Origin of the sequence: Sinorhizobium sp. B11, assembly GCA_039725955.1 — a bacterium.
In the GTDB taxonomy this organism is placed as follows: Bacteria; Pseudomonadota; Alphaproteobacteria; order Rhizobiales; family Rhizobiaceae; genus Rhizobium.
In genome coordinates this window covers 359,179-380,165 of sequence record CP091033.1, presented here as the reverse complement: position 1 = coordinate 380,165, position 20,987 = coordinate 359,179, and the positions used below count along the sequence as shown (strand labels likewise).

Genomic DNA, 20,987 nt, shown 5'->3' with positions numbered 1-20,987 from the left:
GCGATGATCCGTTATATCCTCTGGCGTATCGCCGCCATGGTGCCGACCCTGCTCGTGATATCGGCGCTGGTCTTCGTCATTATCGAATTGCCGCCCGGCGACTTCTTCGAAAGCCAGATCGCCGAACTGCGCGCCCAGGGCGAGACCGCAAACCTGCAGGAAATCGAGGAGCTGCGCCATCAATACGGCTTCGACCAGCCGGAGATCGTGCGCTACTTCTTCTGGGTCGGGGGAATGCTGCATGGCGATTTCGGCTATTCCTTCGAATATCAGCTGCCGGTTTCCGACGTGGTGGGCGACCGATTGTGGCTGACGATCCTCGTCTCCTTCACGACCATCCTTCTAACCTGGCTGATCGCCTTCCCGATCGGCATCTATTCGGCAACCCATCAATATAGCTGGGGCGATTACGGCCTGACCTTCCTCGGCCTGCTCGGCATTGCAATTCCGAACTTCATGCTGGCGCTGATCCTGATGTATTTCGCCAATGTCTGGTTCGGGCTTTCCATCGGCCATCTGATGGACCAGCAATATCTCAACCAGCCGATGAGCTGGGAAAAGGCGAAGTCGATCCTCGCGCATCTCTGGATTCCCGTCATCATCGTCGGCACGGCCGGCACGGCCGGCATGATCCGCCGCCTGCGCGCCAATCTGCTCGACGAGATGCAGAAGCAATATGTGACGACAGCGCGCGCCAAGGGCCTGCATCCGATGCGGGCGCTGGTCAAATATCCGCTGCGCATGGCGCTCAACTTCTTTGTCGCAGATATCGGCTCGATCCTGCCGTCGATCATTTCGGGTGCGGAAATCGTCGCCATCGTTCTGTCGCTGGAAACGACCGGGCCAATGCTGATCAAGGCGCTGCAAAGCCAGGACATGTACCTTGCCGGCTCCTTCCTGATGTTCCTCGCCTTCCTGAACGTCATCGGCGTCTTGATTTCCGATATCGCCCTTGGCTTCCTCGATCCCCGCATCCGTCTGCAAGGCAGGAGCACCAAATAATGTCGCCCCTACCCGCGCCCGGTGCGCCGCTGCCGCACTATGTTTCGACTGCCCCGTTCGATCCGATCGCAACGGAGACGATGACCTCGGCACAGTCGCGTATCCACCTTGCCTCGCAGAAGCAGCTCATGTGGTGGAAGTTCAAGCGCCACAAGCTGGCGCTGGCTTCAGGCATTTTCCTTGCCGCCGTCTACCTGATGATCTTGATCGTGGAGTTCCTGGCCCCTTACGGGCTCCATACCCGCAACGTCGATTTCATCCATTCGCCGCCACAGCGCGTCCATCTTTTCGACAGCGAGGGCAATTTCGTCGGTCCGTTCGTCTATGGACGGCAGATGACGCTCGATATCGATACGCTGCACCGGTTATACAGCGACAAGCAAAACGACATCCAGCCGATCCGCTTTTTCTGCCGCGGTGATGGCTACAAGTTTTGGGGGCTCGTCGCCGCCAACTATCATCTTGTATGCCCGGCGATCGGTGGACAGATGTTCCTGCTCGGAACCGATCGTCTCGGCCGTGACGTGCTGTCGCGTATCCTTTACGGCGCAAGAATCTCGCTCACCATCGGCCTGATCGGCATCTCCATCAGTTTCGTGCTCGGCATCGTCATCGGCGGGCTCGCCGGCTATTGGGGAGGCATCTTCGATCTTGTCGTGCAGCGACTGATCGAAGTCCTGCAATCCCTTCCATCGCTGCCGCTCTGGATGGCGCTGGCTGCCATCATGCCGGTGACCTGGAGCCCGATCGTCATCTATTTCGGCATCACCGTCATCCTTGGCATTATCGACTGGACGGGGCTTGCGCGCGCCGTGCGCTCCAAGCTTCTGGCTTTGCGCGAGGAAGATTATGTGCAGGCCGCCCAGCTTATGGGGGCTAGCACACCGCGCGTCATTGGCCGGCATCTGGTGCCGGGCTTCATGTCGCATCTGATAGCATCCGCCACCATCTCCATTCCGGGCATGATCCTCGGCGAGACGGCGCTTTCCTTCCTCGGCCTCGGCCTCCGGCCACCCATTACCAGCTGGGGCATCCTGCTGACGGAGGCCAAGAGCGTCAGCGTCATCGCCTTCTATCCGTGGCTGCTGTTTCCGATCGTTCCGGTAGTCCTGGTGATTTTGGCATTCAATTTTCTGGGAGACGGCTTGCGCGATGCGGCAGATCCCTACAAATAGCGGTGAATTCGGCGGGGTGTTTCACCTCCGCCGCATTGTGGCCTCCGGCATGCGGGGGTGGTAGAAGTATGTCGTCCACCTCTAGGGGCACACCGATGGCCAGACGTCTCGAAGATGCGCGCATCCTCATGTACAGCCATGATACATTCGGCCTTGGCCACCTGCGCCGCTGCCGGGCGATCGCCCATGCCCTCGTCGAGGATTATCGCGGCCTGAATATTCTGATCATATCGGGCGCGACGATTGCCGGGGCCTTCGACTACCGTGCCCGAGTCGACTTCGTGAAAATCCCGAGCGTCATCAAGCTGCGAAACGGCGAATATACGTCGCTCGCCAGCCATATCGACCTTCAGGATACACTGAAGATGCGCGAATCGAGCATCCGGCACACCGCCGAGACCTTTCAGCCCGACATCTTCATCGTTGACAAGGAGCCGATGGGGCTAAAAGGCGAGGTCGAGGAAACGCTCGCCTATCTGAAGGCTCGCGGCACCACTCTGGTGCTGGGCCTTCGCGAGGTCATGGACGCGCCGCATCTGCTCGAAGCCGAGTGGAAGAAAAACGGCATCATGCAGAAGATCGATCAGTATTACGACAGCATCTGGGTCTATGGACCACCGGATTTCTACGACCCGCTGGTCGGCCTCGACGTGCCCTCGGGCGTCCGCCGCAAGATGGATTTCGTCGGCTTCCTGCAGCGCAGCGTTTCCAAGGGCAAGAACTCGCTGAATGCCCGCAAGGACGACTATATCCTGGTGACGACCGGCGGCGGCGGGTGATGGCTCCGACCTCGTCCACGACGTCATGAACGCCTATGAGGCCGACGAGACGCTGACACAGAAAGCGCTTGTCGTGCTCGGTCCCTATATGCCGGCCGCCGAGCGCGCGAAACTCGTGCGCAAGGGCGAGAACATTCCCTATATCGAGGTGATCGAGTTCGACAATCACATGGAAGAATTGATCGACGGGGCCACTGCCGTTGTCGCCATGGGTGGTTACAACACCTATTGCGAGATCCTCTCCTTCGACAAGCCCGCCCTTATCGTCCCCCGCGTCGCCCCGCGCGAGGAGCAGCTTCTGCGTGCCCGCCGCGCCAGCGAACTCGGCCTGGTCGACATGCTGCTGCCGGAGCAATCCGGAGACCCGACTATCATGGCCGAAACGCTGAAGCGCCTGCCCTCGCGGCTTCCGCCATCGAAAAGCGGCAGCAACATGCACCTGGAGGGGCTGAATCAGATTTCCCGCACGGTTGGTGGATGGCTGGACGGCCGTGGACGCCACCTTTCTCTCGTGGGCGCAGAATAAAGAGCCTTCCTTTGCCGCCACGCCGCAAGATTCTCGTCGTGCTGAAAGGCTATCCCCGCCTTTCGGAAACCTTCATCGCCCAGGAACTGCTCGGTCTCGAAAAGGCCGGCTTCGACCTGACGCTGATCTCCATGCGTCGACCGACCGACAAGAAGCGTCATCCCGTGCATGACGAAATCAAGGCGCGCGTCGTCTATCTGCCGGAATATCTGCACGAAGAGCCGATCCGCGTGTTGAAAGGTCTTTTCGCCGGTTTTTCCAGACCAGGCTTCGGCGCATTGATGAAACGGTTCTTCGCCGATCTGCCGCGCGATATCTCCCGCAATCGTTTCCGCAGGCTCGGGCAGGCGCTGGTACTGGCGCGCGAATGGCCCGACAAGGGGGAGTGGCTGCATGCCCATTTCATCCATACACCTGCCTCAGTGACCGAATATGCGAGCATCCTGACGGGCACGCCTTGGACCTGCTCGGCCCATGCCAAGGATATCTGGACTTCGCCCGACTGGGACCTTGGCCAAAAGCTCGGAAGTGCCCGCTGGGCAGTCACCTGTACCCGCAGCGGCTACGAACACATGAAAGCGCTGACGGCGCGCAAGGACGCGGTACATCTGAGTTATCACGGCCTTGACCTCGCCCGCTTCGGCCATTTTGCAGGCGAGCGCTCGAACCGCGATGGCAGCGATTTCCGCCGATCCCGCCTTCATTCTCAGCGTCGGCCGGGCGGTGGAAAAGAAAGGCTATGACGTGCTGCTGCGCGCCCTTGCCCTGCTGCCCCGGGAAATCAACTGGCGCATGGACCATATCGGCGGCGGCGAGGAGCTTTCCAAGCTGAAAAAGCTCGCCGCTGAACTCGGCCTTGCCGACCGTATCACCTGGAAGGGTGCACTGGCGCAGGAAGACGTGCTCGATCACTATCGCCGCGCCGACATCTTCGCCCTTGCCTGCCGCATCGCCGCCAATGGCGACCGCGACGGGCTGCCGAATGTGCTCGTCGAAGCATCCAGCCAGCGGCTCGTCTGTCTCTCCACCAATGTTTCAGGCGTGCCGGAGCTGCTGAGCGATGGCGAGAACGGCCTTGTCGTGCCACCGGAAGATCCGGCAGCCCTTGCAAAAGCGCTTGAGACGGCGATCCGCAATCCCGATCTGCGCAAGCGGCTGGGGGATGCGGCCGAAGAGCGCGTGCGACGCCATTTCGATTATCACTCCAGCATCCGGCAGTTGAGCGGCCTGTTCGAGGCAGAATGGCAGAAGGCGTCATGACGGCTCCCCGCATCTTCTTCTATGTCCAGCATCTGCTCGGCATCGGCCATATTGCGCGCGCCAGCCGTATCGCCAATGCGCTGGTAAAGGATGGCTTCGACGTCACGGTCGTCACCGGCGGCCTGCCGGTGCCAGGCTTTCCCGGCGAAGGCGTGAAGACCATCGAGCTGCCGCCGGTTGTCGCCAGCAATATCGGCTTTTCCGGCCTAGCCGATGCCGATGGGCAGGCAGCAGGCGAGGAGTTCCTTTCAAGGCGCCGCGACCTCCTTCTAAAAACCTTCGAAGAGGAAAAGCCAGATGTCGTCATCGTCGAGGCCTTCCCCTTTGGCCGCCGGCAGATGCGTTTCGAACTGCTGCCCCTGCTCGATGCGATCGAAAGGGCCAACCCGCGGCCGAAGCTTTTGAGCTCGGTGCGCGATATCCTGCAGGAAAACCGCAAGGCCGGCCGTGACGAGGAAACTGTCAAGCTGGCCAAGGAGCATTTCGATGCCGTGCTGGTCCATGGCGATCCGAACTTCGTGCGTCTGGAGGATACGTTCCCGCTGACGCCTGAGATCGCCGATCGAATTCGTTACACCGGTCTCGTTGCCCCGCCGCCCGCACCCGAACCATCCGAGACGTTCGACATCATCGCTTCGGCAGGCGGCGGCGCCGTCGGGCTGGAGCTGATCCGCGCCGCGCGGGATGCGGCGGTACTCTTGCCTGCCGATATCAAATGGCTGCTGATCACCGGCCCCAACCTTCCCGCGGCTGATTTTGCCCTATTGTCGCAGGATGCGCCTGCCAATGTCACGCTGGTACGGTTCCGCAAGGATTTCCCCTCGCTGCTGCGTGGTGCCAAAGTCTCGATCTCGCAGGCTGGCTACAACACGGTCGGTGACCTGCTTCGCACCCAGTGCCGCTCGATCCTCATCCCCTTCGTGGCGGCAGGCGAGACAGAGCAAACCGTGCGGGCCGAACGGTTGCAGGCACTTGGCCTTGCCGAAATCCTGCCGGAGGCGGGCTTGACGCTCGACGATGTCAAAACCGCTGTCGAACGCGCACTTGCAGCACCGTTGCGCCCGGCCGTTTCGCTGGATTTAGACGGTGCCGCAAAAAGTGCAGCCATCATTCGTTCAATGATCGGCTGAAACCCTCGCCTATTCTAAAATTCATGTGATATAAGGAAAATTCCGGCGAGAATCGGCGTTTCGACATCAGTCCGCTCCGCCTTGTTTTCGTTGCGATATCGGCGGTCTGACTGCATGGTCCTGTACTCGGAGATTCCCCCTTCCCCAGCATCAGGATTGCAGTGCGGACTTTTCCCACAGTCTGACGGTTAGCCATGGAAAAAAGCCTCGCGCGCTACATCTGGAAGAACACGCGGCTGCAGCAGCTCTGGATTCTGCTGGTCGTCGCCGCTTCCATGGTACCCTACTTCTTATCCTTCGACTTGCCGAAGCAAATCGTCAACGGACCTATCCAGGGTGACGGCTTCGACGGGCCAGGTGCAAGACAGATTTTCATGCACATCGCCTATGACATCCCGCTGATCGGGCATGTCGAGTTCTTCAAGGGCCTGGAACTCAATCGCTTCCAGATGCTGATGGCGTTGAGCCTGGTCTTCCTGGCACTGGTGGTGCTGAACGGCCTCTTCAAGTTCTATATCAATACCTACAAGGGCCGGCTCGGCGAGCGCATGTTGCGCCGCATCCGCTTCGAACTCATCGATCGCGTGCTGCGCTTCCCGCCTGCCCATTTCAAGCGGGTCAAATCCGCTGAAATCGCCACCATGATCAAGGACGAGGTGGAGCCGATGGGCGGCTTCACCGGCGACGCATTCGTCTCCCCCGCCCTTCTCGGTGGCCAGGCGATTACCGCACTTGCCTTCATCATCATTCAAAATTTCTGGCTCGGTATGATCGCGGCTGCCATTGTCGGCGTGCAGGCGGTGGTCATTCCCCGCATGCGCAAGCGTCTACTCGAACTCGGCCGCCAGCGCCAGCTGACCGCACGTGAACTCTCGGGCCGCGTCGGCGAGATCGTCGACGGCATCGGCACGATCCACGGCAACGACACATCCAACTTCGAGCGCGCTGATATCGCGACCCGCCTCGGACGCATCTTCTCGATCCGCTACGACCTCTATCAGTGGAAATTCCTGGTCAAGTTCATCAACAACTTCCTGGCCCAGGTCACACCTTTTCTGTTTTACGCGATCGGCGGTTATCTGGCGCTGCAGGGTCGGCTCGACATCGGTCAGCTCGTCGCCGTTATTTCCGCGTACAAGGATCTGCCTGGCCCGCTGAAAGAATTGATCGACTGGGACCAGATGCGCCAGGACGTGCAGGTCAAGTACGCGCAGGTCTACGAACAATTCAATGTCGAGCCGCTGATCGACAGCCGTATCCAGGAACTCGCGACCGCGCCGGTGGCCCCCCTGACAAGCGCCTTCGTCGTCACCAACCTCTCCGTCAGCGACGATAGCGGCGCACGTCTCGTCGATCACGTCTCGGTCGAGATCAAGCCGAACGAGACGGTTGCGATCGTCGGACCGAACGGCAGTGGTGCGGAAGCCTTCGCCGAAGCGCTTGGCCGCCTCGTCTGGCCGGATTCCGGCCGCATCACCATCGACGGACAGGACCTGCTGGATCTGCCCGAATCCATCACCGGCCGGCGCATCTCCTATGCCTCTGCCGACAGCTATTTCTTCCACGGCACGCTGCGCGACAACCTGCTCTACGGCCTGAAGCACGCGCCGATGAAAGAGCCTGAATATGACGACAAGACAGCGCAGGAATATAAATGGCATGTCACGGAATCACAGAAGGCCGGCAATCCGATCCTCGATCTCAACAGCGACTGGGTCGACTATAACTCTGCCGGCGCCAAGGGACCTGAAGATCTGCTGAAAGCGATCCGGCCGGTACTCGACGCCGTGCTGATGTCGCAGGACATTCTGGATTTGGCATTGCGCTCGACCGTCAATACCGAAGTGCATACCGCACTTGGCAGCCATATCGTGGAGCTCAGAACATCACTGCGCGAACGACTTGCCGCTGAAAATCTTGACGCCATCGTCGTGCCCTTTGATTTCGACGCCTACAACACGCAGGCGACTGTTGGCGAAAACCTGCTCTTCGGCACGATGAAACGGCCGCTGATGAACAACCGCCGGCTTGCCGGCCATCCCTATTTTCAGCAGCTCTTCCGTGACACCGGGCTGAGCACAGACCTTTACGCGATGGGCCTGGAAATTGCCGAGAACGCGGTGGAACTCTTCCACGACCTGCCGCCGGACCACCCTTTCTTCCAGCAGCTTACCTTCATGACGGCGGATGACATTCCGACCTACCAGGCATTGCTGCAGAAGCTGCAGGGCAAGCGCTTCGAGGATGCCACGCCCGAAGACCGGGCAAGCATCATCCGCCTGAGCTTTGCCTATATCGAACCACGGCACCGCTTCGGTCTGTTGACGCAGGCGCTGATGGACAAGATTGTCAATGCCCGCAAGCAGTTCCATCAAAATATCCCCGATGATCTCGCCGAGCTGATCGAGCGTTATGACATCAGCCGCTTCACGGCCTCCGCGAGCCTGATGGATAATGTGCTGTTCGGCCGCATCGCCTATCAGCAGGCCGATGCTTCCGATCGCATCCGCCTGATCATGGGCGAACTGTTCGATGCGCTCGATCTCTATGACGACGTATTGTCGATCGGGCTGGAATTCGATGTCGGCTCCGGCGGCAAGCGCCTGACAGGGGTACAGCGACAGAAACTCAATCTGGCCCGGGCGCTGCTCAAGCGTTCCGATTACTTTATCTTCAACCGGCCGATCCCGGCGCTCGACCAGCGCATCCAGGACCAGATTACCCACAACATCATTGAAGACCTTCACGAGGAAGGCAAACGCCCGGCAATTATCTGGGTGTTGTCCAACGCCAAGCTGGCGGAAATCTTCGATCGAATATTGCTCTTCGATCGCGGCGATCTTGCCGAGGCGGGCAACTATCCGGAACTTTCCGAGAAAAACGGTATGTTCAAGGAACTGTTATCGTAATACTCTATTGGGGCGGCAGAGACGGCGCCTGCAAGGCGCTTGGAGTTGGTTTTTAGCGCATGATCAAGGACCATGCGGCAGGGGGTTTAGCACTCATGCTGTTGAGAGATGAAGTAGAAATGCTGCGGCGGGTGCCGATCTTTTCGAGGATCGCACCAGCGAAACTCAAGCTCTTGGCCTTCACCTCGGACCGCATGACGTACCACCCAGGCCAAAACCTGTTCCGTCAGGGCGATGTCGGCGACGCCGCCTACGTCGTTCTGTCAGGCACGGCCGATATCATCGTTTCCTCGCCTGCCGGCGAAATCAAAGTCGCCGATGTCGAGGTCAATTCCATTGTCGGCGAAATCGCCATTCTCTGCGATGTCTCGCGTACCGCGACCGTGCGCGCCACCTCACCGCTCGAAGTCCTGCGCATCAGCAAGGAACATTTCCTCAAGCTTCTGAGCGATTTTCCGGAGATGGCCGTGGAGATCATGCGTGTGCTCGCGGACCGGCTCAACCATACGACTGCCGAACTGACCGCCGCACGTTCAGCCAAGCAGCCGCAGATGGCACAGTGAAACTCCGAATATAGATTGTAAACGAAAAGGCCCGCCGGGTTTCCCAGGCGGGCCTTTTCGTTGTGTCTTTCGGTGCCCTACTCGCGTTGTTCCAGCGCCCTGTTGAAGGCGAGGGCAGCGAGCGTGCAAATCGCGCCCGACAGCAGGTAGTAGCCGACGAAGGTCAGGCCGAACTCACTGGACAGGCTGAGTGCGACAAGCGGTGCGAAGCCCGCGCCAATGAGCCAGGCAAGGTCCGAGGTGAAGGCAGCACCCGTATAGCGATAGCCGCGGCCGAAGCGCGAGGAGATCGAACCGGTCGCCTGGCCGAAGGAAAGGCCGAGCACGCCGAAGCCGATGATGACGAAGGCATCGTGGCCGCTATTGCCGGCGCCGATCAGGAATGGACCAACGAAGCTGAAGATCGCGATCAGCACCGCGCAGATCGCCAGTTGCTTACGCCGGCCGATACGATCGGCAATCACACCCGACGCAATGATCGCGAAGATACCGACCATGGCGCCAACGACCTGAACCACCATGAAAGCGCCGATCGGCTGGTTGCCATAAAGGTTCATCCAGCTGAGCGGGAAGATCGTCACGAGGTGGAACATGGCAAAGCTTGCAAGCGGCACGAAAGCGCCGATGAGGATATCACGGCCGTGGACACGCAGTACGTCGAGGATTGGTGCCGCTTCGAGCTCGTGCTGTTCGAGCAACGTGCCAAATTCCTTGGTCATGACGAGGCGAAGACGGGCAAAGAGCGCGACGACATTGATCGCGAAGGCCACGAAGAACGGATAACGCCAGCCCCACGAGAGGAAGTCCTCTGAGGAAAGATTGGCGACAAAGTAACCGAACAGGATGCTCGCCAGCGCAAAACCGATGGGCGCGCCGAGCTGCGGGATCATTGCGTACCAGCCGCGGTGATTCGGCGGCGCGTTAAGTGCGAGCAGGGAAGCGAGACCGTCCCAGGCACCACCGAGCGCAAAACCCTGGCCCAGGCGGAAAAGTGCCAACAGCGCAATCGACCAGTAGCCGATTTCATCATAGCCCGGCAGGAAGGCAATCGATGCCGTCGAACCACCGAGCAGGAAGAGTGCGATGGTGAGCTTGGTGCCGCGTCCATAGAAGCGGTCGATCGTCATGAAGACAACCGAGCCGACGGGACGGGCGAGAAACGCCAGCGAGAAAATCGCGAAGGAATAGAGGGTGCCCGTCAGTCGATCCGGCGCGAAGGGAAATACAAGTTGCGGAAACACGAGTACGGATGCGAGGCCGTAAACGAAGAAATCAAAAAATTCAGACATGCGACCGATCACCACGCCGACCGCGATGCTGCCGGGCGAAACCGGCTTGTCATCGTGGATGCGCCGCGCATCCCGCTCCAGCGATGAAGATGATGGTCCTAAATGGGCTACAGTAGCCATATGAAACGCCTCCCTCGTTCAAGGTGCTTTTTACAAAGCACCTCAAGCTGATCTTGTTCCATATTTGCAGCTTATCAAGTCCTGATCGCGCAAATAGTTGACGTCGAATTCTCAAAAAACGATGCGACGTCAAAATCGCGTGATACCTATCCCAACCTATTCCAGAGTTTTATTGGGCAAGGCCCTGCTTTTCAGCTATACACAAGGCGGCGCCGGAGAAATTCCTTCTTACTGTTATCAGGATTTTAGGGGCGCCGTGGAAGCTGACTTCTCCCGCGGTGCAAAATGCATGTTGCACTGCGACCAAAGACCTCATATCGCTGCTTGTGCCAGTGCTTTAGTCGGCAATTGAACGAAACAAAAAGAGCTTAGAGACGTGCAAAAACTGCCAAAGTTTTCCCGCCTTCTATTAATCTTGCCGCTGTTTTTTTTGGCAGGATGCAACTTGGTAGTCATGTCGCCTTCGGGCGATATTGCTGCCCAGCAACGCGACCTCATCATCGTCTCGACGGTGCTGATGCTCCTGATCATCATTCCGGTGATCTTCCTCACACTGTTTTTCGCCTGGCGTTACCGGCGCTCAAATACGGCCGCGAACTACGCGCCCGAATGGCATCATTCCACGCGTCTCGAAATCGTGATCTGGGCAGCACCGCTCGCCATCATCATCGCGCTCGGCGCGGTCACCTGGATTTCGACGCATAAGCTTGATCCCTATCGCCCGCTTGACCGTATCGACGCGGAGCGCGCCATTCCGGCAGATACGAAGCCGCTGACCGTCGAGGTCGTGGCGCTCGACTGGAAATGGCTGTTCTTATACCCGGACCTCGGCATTGCGACCGTCAACGAGCTCGCAGCACCGGTTGATGTCCCGATCAGTTTCAAGATTACCTCCTCGTCGGTGATGAACTCCTTCTTCATCCCCGCCCTTGCCGGCCAGATCTACGCCATGCCGGGCATGCAGACGAGACTGCACGCCGTCATCAACAAGGAAGGCGAATATGACGGATTCTCCGCCAATTACAGCGGCGAAGGTTTCTCGAATATGCGCTTCAAATTCCACGGCCTGAACCAGCAGGGCTTCGATGCCTGGGTGGCGCAGGTCAAGCAGCGCGGCACGATGCTCAACCGCGACGCCTATCTGAAGCTCGAAAAGCCGAGCGAGAAGGAGCCGGTGCGCTACTATGCCAGCGCCGACGCCGATCTCTACGACGCGATCCTCAACATGTGCGCCACGCCCGGCAAAATGTGCATGAACGAGATGATGCACATCGACATGATGGGCGGCGGCGGCAAGGAAAGCGAAGCGAACCGCGAAAAGCTGACCTACGACAACCGCCATGCTGACGAGGGCATCGTCGCGCCCGCTGCGACGGTACCTGCAACAGGCGCTCCCGCACGCAGCGAGCCTGCCGAAAGCACCGATGGCAACAGCATGCAGAACATGCCCGGAATGGACATGCAGCATGATGGCCATTCCATGCCCGGCATGAGCAATGGCGGCGGTCCTGCGCCTGCGCAGCTCAACAATAACAATTAACCTGGCGCTTTGCGTCGTAAGACATAATGAACGGGTTGTTCCATGTTTTCCAATCCTGACCTCCTGAAGTTCATCTTCGGCCGGTTAACCCTCGACGCGATCCCGTATCACGAGCCGATTCTGGTCGTGACGTTTATCGGCGTTGTCATCGGCGCCATCGCGGTGCTCGGCGTCATCACCTATTTCAAGTTCTGGGGTTCGCTCTGGCGCGACTGGATCTGCAGTGTCGACCACAAGAAGATCGGCATCATGTACGTGATTCTGGCCGTCATCATGCTGCTGCGCGGCTTCTCCGACGCGCTTCTGATGCGTGGCCAGCAGGCGATCGCCTTCAACGGCAATGAAGGCTACCTGCCGCCGCACCATTACGACCAGATCTTCACCGCCCACGGCGTCATCATGATCTTCTTCGTGGCGATGCCCTTCGTCACCGGCCTCATGAACTTCGTGGTGCCGCTGCAGATCGGAGCGCGCGACGTCTCCTTCCCGTTCCTCAACAACTTCTCGTTCTGGATGACGACGGCGGGCGCGATCATCATCATGATCTCGCTCTTCATCGGCGAATTCGCCCAGACCGGCTGGCTCGCCTATCCGCCGCTTTCGGGTGCCGCCTATAGTCCCGGCGTCGGCGTCGACTATTATATTTGGGGCCTGCAGGTCGCCGGTGTCGGCACCACGCTATCGGGCATCAACCTGATCGCCACCATCGTGAAGATGCGCGCGCCGGGCATGACCTTCATGAAGATGCCGGTTTTCACCTGGACGGCACTCTGCACCAACATCCTGATCGTCGCCTCCTTCCCGATCCTGACCGCAACGCTCGCTCTCCTGTCGCTCGACCGCTATGCCGGGACGAACTTCTTCACGAACGACCTCGGCGGCAATCCGATGATGTATATCAACCTCATCTGGATCTGGGGCCATCCGGAAGTCTACATCCTCGTCCTGCCGGCCTTCGGCATCTTCTCGGAAGTGGTTGCGACCTTCTCCGGCAAGCGCCTGTTCGGCTACGCGTCGATGGTCTACGCCACCTGCGTGATCATGATCCTGTCCTACCTCGTGTGGCTGCACCACTTCTTCACGATGGGTTCGGGCGCTTCCGTCAACTCGTTCTTCGGCATCACCACGATGATCATTTCGATCCCCACCGGGGCGAAGATGTTCAACTGGCTCTTCACCATGTATCGCGGCCGTATCCGCTACGAGGTGCCGATGCTCTGGACGGTCGGCTTCATGGTGACCTTCGTCATCGGCGGCATGACGGGCGTCATGCTTGCCGTTCCTCCTGCAGACTTCGTCTTGCACAACTCGCTGTTCCTGATCGCGCATTTCCACAACGTGATCATCGGCGGCGTCCTGTTTGGCATGTTCGCCGGCGTGAACTACTGGTTCCCGAAGGCCTTTGGCTTCAAGCTCGATCCCTTCTGGGGCAAGATGAGCTTCTGGTTCTGGCAGATCGGCTTCTGGTTCGCCTTCATGCCGCTCTATATCCTCGGCCTGATGGGCGTCACCCGTCGCATGAGCCAGTTCGACGATCCGTCGCTGCAGATCTGGTTCATCATTGCTGCCTTCGGCGTCGGGCTGATCGCTCTCGGCATCGCGTCCTTCCTGATCCAGATTGTCGTTTCCTTCAGGAGGCGCGAAGAACTGCGCGACGACAGCGGTGATCCGTGGGATGGCCGCACGCTGGAGTGGTCGACCTCTTCGCCGCCGCCGGATTACAACTTCGCCTTCACGCCGGTCGTGCACGATCATGACAGCTGGTATGACATGAAGAACCGCGGCTACGAGCGCCCGCTCGGCGGCTTCAAGCCGATCCATATGCCGAAGAACACCGGCACCGGCGCGATCCTGTCGGCCTTCAGCATTACGCTCGCCTTCGGCCTGATCTGGTACATTTGGTGGATGGTCGTGCTCTCCGCCGTCGCCATGTTCGTCGTCGCGATCGGCCACACGTTCAACTACAAGCGCGACTTCTACATCCCCTCGGACGAAGTCACCGAAACGGAAGGCAAGCGCACACAATTGCTTGCCGAGCAGGTGTAAGAGACCATGAGCGATCATACTATCGACACGGCCGAGAAGCCTGAATTCTACCTCACCGAAGATCATCATCCGGAGAACAGCACCAATCTGGGCTTCTGGCTCTACCTGATGAGCGACTGCCTGATCTTCTCGGTGCTGTTTGCCACTCACGCCGTGCTCGGCCGCAACTATGCGGCCGGTCCGTCGCCGGCCGATCTCTTCGATCTGCCGCTGGTGGCCATCAACACCTCGATGCTGCTGCTCTCCTCCATCACCTACGGCTTTGCGATGCTGCAGATGGAGAGAAACGCAAAGGCGGAAACGCTGTTTTGGCTGGCAATCACCGGCCTCTTCGGCGCAGCCTTCATCGGCCTCGAACTCTACGAGTTCGTGCACCTGATCCACGAGGGCGCCGGCCCGCAGCGCAGCGCCTTCCTGTCGTCCTTCTTCACGCTGGTCGGCACACACGGTCTGCACGTGACCTTCGGCCTCGTGTGGCTGGTGACCCTGATGGTGCAGGTGTCCATGCATGGTCTGATCGAAGCCAACCGCCGACGCCTCATGTGCCTTTCCATGTTCTGGCACTTCCTCGACGTCGTCTGGATCGGCGTCTTTTCCTTCGTCTACCTGATGGGAGTTCTCGGATGAGTTCGCAAGCACCCGTACATGAGGATGCCCACGAGGCTCATCACGGCCACAGCCACGGACATCAGGCTGGTCACGGCACCTTCAAGAGCTACATGACGGGCTTCGTCCTGTCCGTCATCCTGACCGCCATTCCCTTCTGGCTGGTCATGGGCGGCGTCTTCGAAAACCATACCGTAACTGCCATTTTGGTGATGGCGCTCGCCGCCGTGCAGATCGTCGTTCACATGATCTTCTTCCTGCACATGAACACGAAGTCGGAAGGCGGCTGGACGATCATGGCGCTGATCTTCACGATCATCATCGTCGCCATCGCGCTCTCGGGCTCGCTCTGGGTCATGTATCACCTGAATACGAACATGATGCCGATGAGCCCTGAAATGATGAAAAACATGCCGTAACGGCAAAGGAGCGGGCGGCGGCAACGCCGCCCGTTGCGGTTGTCAATGAGCGATATCTCTTCCGACCATCCGGACAGGCAGCGTTCGCCCGTCACCGTTGCGATCTTGGGATTTGGGCTTCTGGCTCTCGCCGCCGCATTGATCGCCCTCGGCACCTGGCAGGTCCATCGCCTTTCCTGGAAGCTCGATCTGATCGCCCGCGTCGATGCGCGCGTCCATGCCGAACCCGTCGCGCCGCCCGCACAAGCCGACTGGAACAAGGTCAATCCCGCCGATGATGAATACCGGCGGGTAACGGCATCAGGCATTTTCGAGAACGACAAGGAAACGCTGGTCACGGCCTCGACAGCGCTCGGCAGCGGCTATTGGGTGCTGACGCCGCTCAGGCTCGCGGATGGAAGCGCGATCCTCGTCAATCGCGGTTTTGTCCCGCCTGATCGCCGCGATCCGGCTTCGCGACCGGAAAGCGAGCTCGGCGGACAGGCCAGGGTCACCGGACTGATGCGCATGACAGAGCCGAAGGGCATGCTGCTCCGTTCCAATAATCCGGCTTCCGATCGGTGGTATTCGCGCGATGTCACGGCCATTGCCGGGAAGCGCGGTCTTGCAAACGCTGCCCCCTTCTTCATCGACGCGGACGCGACGCCCAATGCCGGTGGTGTGCCAGTAGGTGGACTGACAGTACTCGATTTCCCCAACAACCACCTTGTTTACGCCATCACCTGGTATGTGCTGGCGCTCATGGTGGCGGGGCTCCTGGCCTATATCATACGGAGCGAGATCAGAATCCGCAGAGCCTCTTAGCGAGGCGTCTATGCAATGCGATTGATCGCCTCTGCCAGCTGCGCCTGCGAGAAGGGCTTGCCGAGCCGTTGTATGTCGGTGATGCCGGAGCCCTCGGGAATCTCTGCAAAACCGGTCGCGAGTATGATCGGCATATCGGGCCATTCATTGCGAATGGCCACAGCAAGCTGCGAGCCTGTCATGCGCGGCATGGCGTGATCGGAGATTACCAGATCGACGTTTTCGATGCGAAGAATGTCGAGCGCGTCAGCACCGGCCATCGCCTCGATTACGGTATGGCCGAGATCCTCCAGCATGAGCGTGGTGTTCATCAGAACCAACCCGTCGTCGTCGACGGCAAGGATGCGCAGCGACCGTGAGTTATTAGCGGCTTCCGGCACGGATTGTTCAGGTTCTTTAACGATGCTTTCGGCTCCCGTAACAGGAAACCACAGCTCAGCTGTCGTGCCTTCACCGAGCCGGCTCTTCAGCACGAGCCTGCCGCCGGACTGGGCAGCGAGCCCCTGCACCATCGAGAGCCCGAGACCCGTTCCCTTACCGATGCCCTTGGTCGTGAAGAACGGAGTCACCGCCTGCTTCAGCGTCTCGTCGTTCATGCCTTCTCCCTCATCGGCAACGGCGACACACACATAGTGGCCGGCCGGCATTGTACCGCCGTCAGGCACGAGTTCCTCAGTGGCTCTGATCCGAATAGGCCCACCACCAGCCATGGCGTCGCGGGCATTGACGACGAGGTTGAGCACCGCCGCCTCCAACTGGTTCGGGTCGGTCGCAATCATCGGCAGGCTCTCGGGAAACTCGGTCTCAAGCGTGGCGATCGGACCGAGGGAACGCGAGACCATGTCCATCATGCCGCGCAAAAGCGCGGAGACATCGATCCTTTCGACCTGCAGCTCCTGTCGGCGGGAAAAGGCGAGCATGCGCTGGGTCAGCGCCGCACCACGCTGCGCCCCGAGCATGGCATTGTCGACAAGCGGCGACAAAGCAGGATCCTGCGGCATGCGCTTCTTGAGGATTTCGAGGCTCCCGAGCACCGCCATCAGGAGGTTGTTGAAATCGTGCGCGATCCCACCGGTCAACTGGCCGATCGCCTCCATCTTCTGTGCCTGGAAAAGCTCTTCACGAGTCCGCTCCAGTGCACGCTGGGTCTCCATCTTCTCGGTGATGTCGCGGGTGATCTTGGCAAAACCGATAATATCGCCGAAATCATCCTTGATCGCATCAATGACGATATGCGCCCAGAAGCGCGAGCCGTCCTTGCGCACTCGCCAGCCTTCCCTTTCGAAGCGCCCGTCCCGGCTGGCAGTTGCCAGGGCCCGCGCCGGCAATCCGTTGAGGCGGTCCTCGTCGGTGTAAAAGGTGGAGAAATGCCGGCCAATAATCTCTTCCGAGGTATAACCCTTGATGCGCTCGGCGCCGGAATTCCAGCTTGCTACGTGACCGTCAGGGTCCAGCATGTAGATGGCATAATCAGAGACGCCTTGGACGAGCAGACGGAACTGCTCCTCGCTGCGCTTCAGCGCGTTCTCGGCCGCCTTGCGCTCCGTCAGATCGCGGGTGATCTTGGCAAAGCCGATCAGCTCACCGGAGGAATCGCGGATCGGATCGATGATCACATGCGCCCAGAAGCGTGTACCATCCTTGCGCTGTCGCCAGCCTTCACCCTCGAAGCGCCCTTCCGTCGCGGCGATTCTGAGCGCGCGAGCGGGCAATCCAGCCTCCCGATCCGCATCCAGATAAAACCGGGAAAAATGCTCGCCGAGAATTTCCGAGGCGCGATAGCCCTTGAAACGCTGAGCGCCCGAATTCCAGCTCGTCACATAACCTTCGGGGCTGAGCATGTAGATCGCATAGTCGGTGATCGCATCGACAAGGAGACGAAAACGCCCTTCGCCTTGAAGAGACGCGTCATATCGATCCACGGCTTCCATCTGCCCCTCTAAACGAATTACCAGCGCAGCATAACGCCGGCCCAGGCAGATGGTTCCAAAGGAAGTGACGAATTTCGCTAAACCGCCTGGCTTCGTGGATAGAAGCGCTCCGCAATTCGATCGGAGGCCGCGTAGGCCTGCGTAACGATTTCGGGCACGAGATCGATGTCCGGCAGGCTGCCGAGACCAAGCGGGCCGACCGCAAATAGCCCATCGATCGACGAGCCGTCGTCCAGGAACGTTTCGCCGCGGGCATTGACCGCCAGGCCAAGCGCGAGCTCGTCAGGCATGGCAAGGCGCGCCGCCAGCAAGCTTTGAATCAATGGAGCGGAAAGATCAGGCGCATGGCAGCGACAATCGACGATACGTTCGGCATGGATGACTTCTTCGCTCGACGAACCGGCCGGCGTGAAGAACAGGCCGCTGAGACCTCTGCGCCCGGCGCGGCCACGCCTGAGCACTGTACGACCTTCGGCAAGTTCCCGCTGAAGGCGCAGATGCATCGCCTCCGGCAGGCGGTTACGGTGACTGTCATAGATCGCTCGCAGGTGCCGGTTGAATTGCCGCTTCTCACGCGCTGGCAGCGACCGCCAGAGCGAGCGGGCATGCTTGCGAAGGCCGTTCATGACCGACTGCCAGCTCCGCCCCTCCTCTTCCGCTTCGCGGCAGGCCTGGCGAATGAAGCTGACGATGTCGGGCAGGTTTTGCGGCAGCGCTTCGGCCGGAAAAACCGGATCGGCGGAATTCGGCGTGTGGCTCTGCGGCAGGAAACCATGGCGCGAAATGATTGTCACCTGGCCTGTATAACCGGCGTCGCGAAGCTGCAGCAGCTGGTCCACGACCCTGATACCGCTGCCGAGCAGCAGCACCGTATGCGGCCGGGCGACGAGACGCTGCGCCCTGACCGGCGATACCTCCGGCTCGTCGACCTCAGGTCGAGGCAGGCCGTAGCCTGTCGCGAGGATCACGGTATCGAAAAGCGGATTGGACGGATTGGCGTTTTCAAGCAGGAATCGGCTGCCGTGGCTCCTGCGAATTGCCACGACCGGATCGTGGCAGACCTGGACAGTGATGTCCCGGCGGGCGGCGAGTGCTTCTGAAAAGCGTTGGTAGACATAGTCGCTGAAGATTTCACGGGGAACGAAGATCTGCCGGAAGCCGGGAATCGCGGCCGGCACGGCGGCGCGGAATTCGGCGTTGCTACAAAGCCAGTCGTTGAAATCATCGGGATCGCCAAGCGAAACGGAGAGATCACGCACACGCGTATTGAGGATGGTCGAAGACCTTGCCGACGCCAACGCCTGGCCGCCGTTCACAGTGGAGTTCGGATCGAAAAGCTGAAGGTGAAAAGGCGTGCGCACGGTGCGCATCAACGCCACCGCCATCATCATGCCGGAAAAGCCGCGGCCGACTATCGCAATACGCGGCACTGCGGAAATCTGAGCCGCCGCACTCGCCTTACTCGAAAAAAGTCCCTGAACCGTCATCTCAACTCCCTTGCGGCTCATCCGCATGTGTTTCGATCAAGGTTTCAACGCAGGACCTCTGAGGTCATGCGTTGGGCAGGTTCACGCGGCCACGCAAAACGTTCACCACCGGCTCGGGTTCCATTGGAAACCGGCTTGGCTGGAAAAGATCCTCATCCCAGCCGCTTAGTCTATTAAACTAGTCGTGTATGAAAGCGTGAAAAGCTCAATGTGGCAAGAGGTTTATTTTACCACCTGGCCAACACCCTGATCCAAAACGGAAAACGAGCCCCCGCCTAGGCGAGGATTTCGACCGTGTAGGAAAAGCGCGACGTTTCGCCCGGTGCAAGCACCTTGGTGTAAGGGCGTCCCTCAAGATCGTCAGAACCGCCATTTTCGGCAGCCGTCCCGTGCCAGGGCTCGACGCAGAGGAAAGGCGCGCCGGGCTTGGTCCAGAGCGCCAGATTGGGCAGGTTCTCAAAGCTGAAATGCATGGACGGACCGCCCTCGGCTCCATAACGCAGACCGGGGCCTGCACCTTCCGGAAAGATCATGGCATCCTGCTCGAACATGGAATGGTCGAGCACAAGCCTGCCTGCCACAAAAGGTGAAGCAAGTTTCTTCGGCGAGATCAAGCCGCCCTCAAGGCGGACGAGCGCCGGCTCGGCTCCATTGTCCAGCGTGAACGTGTGCGGCTTGTTTTCAGCATCCTGCAGCGGCCAGCGGAAAGCGGTATGAAAACCGATACCGAAAGGCATCGGCCGGTTATCGCGGTGGGTAACTTCGGCGGCAACGGTTAAAGCCCGACCCTCGACACTATGGATGACGGCCAGCAGGAAATCGAAGGGATAAACCGCCTTCGTTGCCTCTGAAGCAGCAAGCTCGTAGCGGCAACTCGCTTCGGACGAGGATGCCAGCGCGAATTCACTGCGACGGGCAAAGCCGTGCTGGCCCATAGGGGCGCTGTGACCGGCAACCTTCAGAACGTCATTCGGCGCCTTGCCGACCATCGGAAACAGGATCGGCGAACGGCCGGTCCAAAAGGCGGCGTCGCCGTTCCAGACCCAGGAGCGGCCGTCGCTTGATGTCAGCGCCTGCATTTCGGCGCCGAGCGAGGAAACGTCGACAGTGAGAAACTGATTTGCGATCCGGACCGTGGATGACATCGAACGCCCTCTTCGTGCTGGTTGGCGAGCGGACCATACATGCGCGCCACATGGATTTCCACTGGCGATGCACAGCGCCGAGACTTTCGTTTTCCGGCAGACGAATCCGCCTGCGGCACGTAGTCAGCTGGGTGTGGCGGTAGCGTTACCGTTCAACGCGAGGAAGGCTCACGTAAAAATAACCAACTGGTGAATTCTTTACTTGAACCCCCTGTCGGAATCGGCAAATGTGGGTGCGCTATCAATCCCTTCATGG

The 20,987-nt window shown here is 59.6% G+C and carries 14 protein-coding genes and 2 pseudogenes; 12 read left to right on the top strand and 4 right to left on the bottom strand.

Annotation, left to right across the window (positions count from 1 at the left end; translation table 11 throughout):
* Nucleotides 1-3 precede the first annotated feature (3 nt).
* The 7 genes and pseudogenes from LVY75_01710 (at nucleotide 4) to LVY75_01680 (ending at nucleotide 9,344) form a co-directional block, all read left to right on the top strand.
* On the top strand, nucleotides 4-1,002 hold the full coding sequence (locus LVY75_01710) for an ABC transporter permease (protein XAZ20707.1): 999 nt from the start codon (nucleotides 4-6) through the stop codon (nucleotides 1,000-1,002).
* Entirely contained in the window at nucleotides 1,002-2,177 is a 1,176-nt protein-coding gene (locus tag LVY75_01705; protein XAZ20706.1) for an ABC transporter permease, read from the top strand. Before LVY75_01710 ends, LVY75_01705 begins: the two co-directional genes overlap by 1 nt.
* A 95-nt stretch (nucleotides 2,178-2,272) precedes the next feature.
* Nucleotides 2,273-3,482, top strand: a pseudogene (locus LVY75_01700) (glycosyltransferase family protein).
* Between the two features lie 11 nt (nucleotides 3,483-3,493).
* Nucleotides 3,494-4,742: pseudogene (locus LVY75_01695) on the top strand (glycosyltransferase).
* The gene (locus LVY75_01690; GenBank protein XAZ20705.1) at nucleotides 4,739-5,872 is read left to right on the top strand and encodes a glycosyl transferase; all 1,134 of its coding nucleotides are present in this window, start codon (nucleotides 4,739-4,741) and stop codon (nucleotides 5,870-5,872) included. The pseudogene LVY75_01695 and the gene LVY75_01690 overlap by 4 nt, the downstream one beginning before the upstream one ends.
* Before the next feature lie 194 nt (nucleotides 5,873-6,066).
* Complete coding sequence (locus LVY75_01685) at nucleotides 6,067-8,781, top strand: ATP-binding cassette domain-containing protein (GenBank protein ID XAZ20704.1); 2,715 nt, start codon at nucleotides 6,067-6,069, stop codon at nucleotides 8,779-8,781.
* 95 nt (nucleotides 8,782-8,876) lie between these two features.
* The gene (locus LVY75_01680; protein ID XAZ20703.1) at nucleotides 8,877-9,344 is read left to right on the top strand and encodes a cyclic nucleotide-binding domain-containing protein; all 468 of its coding nucleotides are present in this window, start codon (nucleotides 8,877-8,879) and stop codon (nucleotides 9,342-9,344) included.
* 77 nt (nucleotides 9,345-9,421) lie between these two features.
* Here LVY75_01680 and LVY75_01675 read toward each other — a convergent pair whose 3' ends face one another.
* The gene (locus LVY75_01675) at nucleotides 9,422-10,753 is read right to left on the bottom strand and encodes an MFS transporter (protein ID XAZ20702.1); all 1,332 of its coding nucleotides are present in this window, start codon (nucleotides 10,751-10,753) and stop codon (nucleotides 9,422-9,424) included.
* A gap of 376 nt (nucleotides 10,754-11,129) precedes the next feature.
* On the opposite strand from LVY75_01675, the gene cyoA reads away from it, so the two are divergent.
* Genes cyoA through LVY75_01650 form a run of 5 tightly spaced genes read left to right on the top strand, consistent with a single transcriptional unit; the run spans nucleotide 11,130 to nucleotide 16,168 of the window.
* Entirely contained in the window at nucleotides 11,130-12,293 is a 1,164-nt protein-coding gene (gene cyoA, locus LVY75_01670) for a ubiquinol oxidase subunit II (GenBank protein XAZ20701.1), read from the top strand.
* A gap of 42 nt (nucleotides 12,294-12,335) precedes the next feature.
* Entirely contained in the window at nucleotides 12,336-14,339 is a 2,004-nt protein-coding gene (gene cyoB / locus LVY75_01665) for a cytochrome o ubiquinol oxidase subunit I (GenBank protein ID XAZ20700.1), read from the top strand.
* A 6-nt stretch (nucleotides 14,340-14,345) separates the two neighbouring features.
* A complete protein-coding gene (gene cyoC / locus LVY75_01660; protein ID XAZ20699.1) occupies nucleotides 14,346-14,966 on the top strand; it encodes a cytochrome o ubiquinol oxidase subunit III in 621 nt (206 codons plus the stop codon).
* Nucleotides 14,963-15,364: a cytochrome o ubiquinol oxidase subunit IV gene (gene cyoD, locus LVY75_01655; GenBank protein XAZ20698.1), complete on the top strand. Its 402-nt coding sequence runs from the start codon at nucleotides 14,963-14,965 to the stop codon at nucleotides 15,362-15,364. Before cyoC ends, cyoD begins: the two co-directional genes overlap by 4 nt.
* Before the next feature lie 45 nt (nucleotides 15,365-15,409).
* Nucleotides 15,410-16,168: an SURF1 family protein gene (locus tag LVY75_01650; GenBank protein XAZ20697.1), complete on the top strand. Its 759-nt coding sequence runs from the start codon at nucleotides 15,410-15,412 to the stop codon at nucleotides 16,166-16,168.
* An 8-nt stretch (nucleotides 16,169-16,176) separates the two neighbouring features.
* Here LVY75_01650 and LVY75_01645 read toward each other — a convergent pair whose 3' ends face one another.
* The 3 genes from LVY75_01645 to LVY75_01635 all read right to left on the bottom strand — a co-directional run bounded on the left by LVY75_01645 (nucleotide 16,177) and on the right by LVY75_01635 (nucleotide 20,731).
* Nucleotides 16,177-18,099: a PAS domain S-box protein gene (locus LVY75_01645; protein ID XAZ20696.1), complete on the bottom strand. Its 1,923-nt coding sequence runs from the start codon at nucleotides 18,097-18,099 to the stop codon at nucleotides 16,177-16,179.
* A 77-nt stretch (nucleotides 18,100-18,176) separates the two neighbouring features.
* The gene (locus LVY75_01640; protein XAZ20695.1) at nucleotides 18,177-19,586 is read right to left on the bottom strand and encodes an FAD/NAD(P)-binding protein; all 1,410 of its coding nucleotides are present in this window, start codon (nucleotides 19,584-19,586) and stop codon (nucleotides 18,177-18,179) included.
* A 275-nt stretch (nucleotides 19,587-19,861) separates the two neighbouring features.
* The gene (locus tag LVY75_01635; GenBank protein XAZ20694.1) at nucleotides 19,862-20,731 is read right to left on the bottom strand and encodes an aldose 1-epimerase family protein; all 870 of its coding nucleotides are present in this window, start codon (nucleotides 20,729-20,731) and stop codon (nucleotides 19,862-19,864) included.
* Between the last annotated feature and the right edge of the window lie 256 nt (nucleotides 20,732-20,987).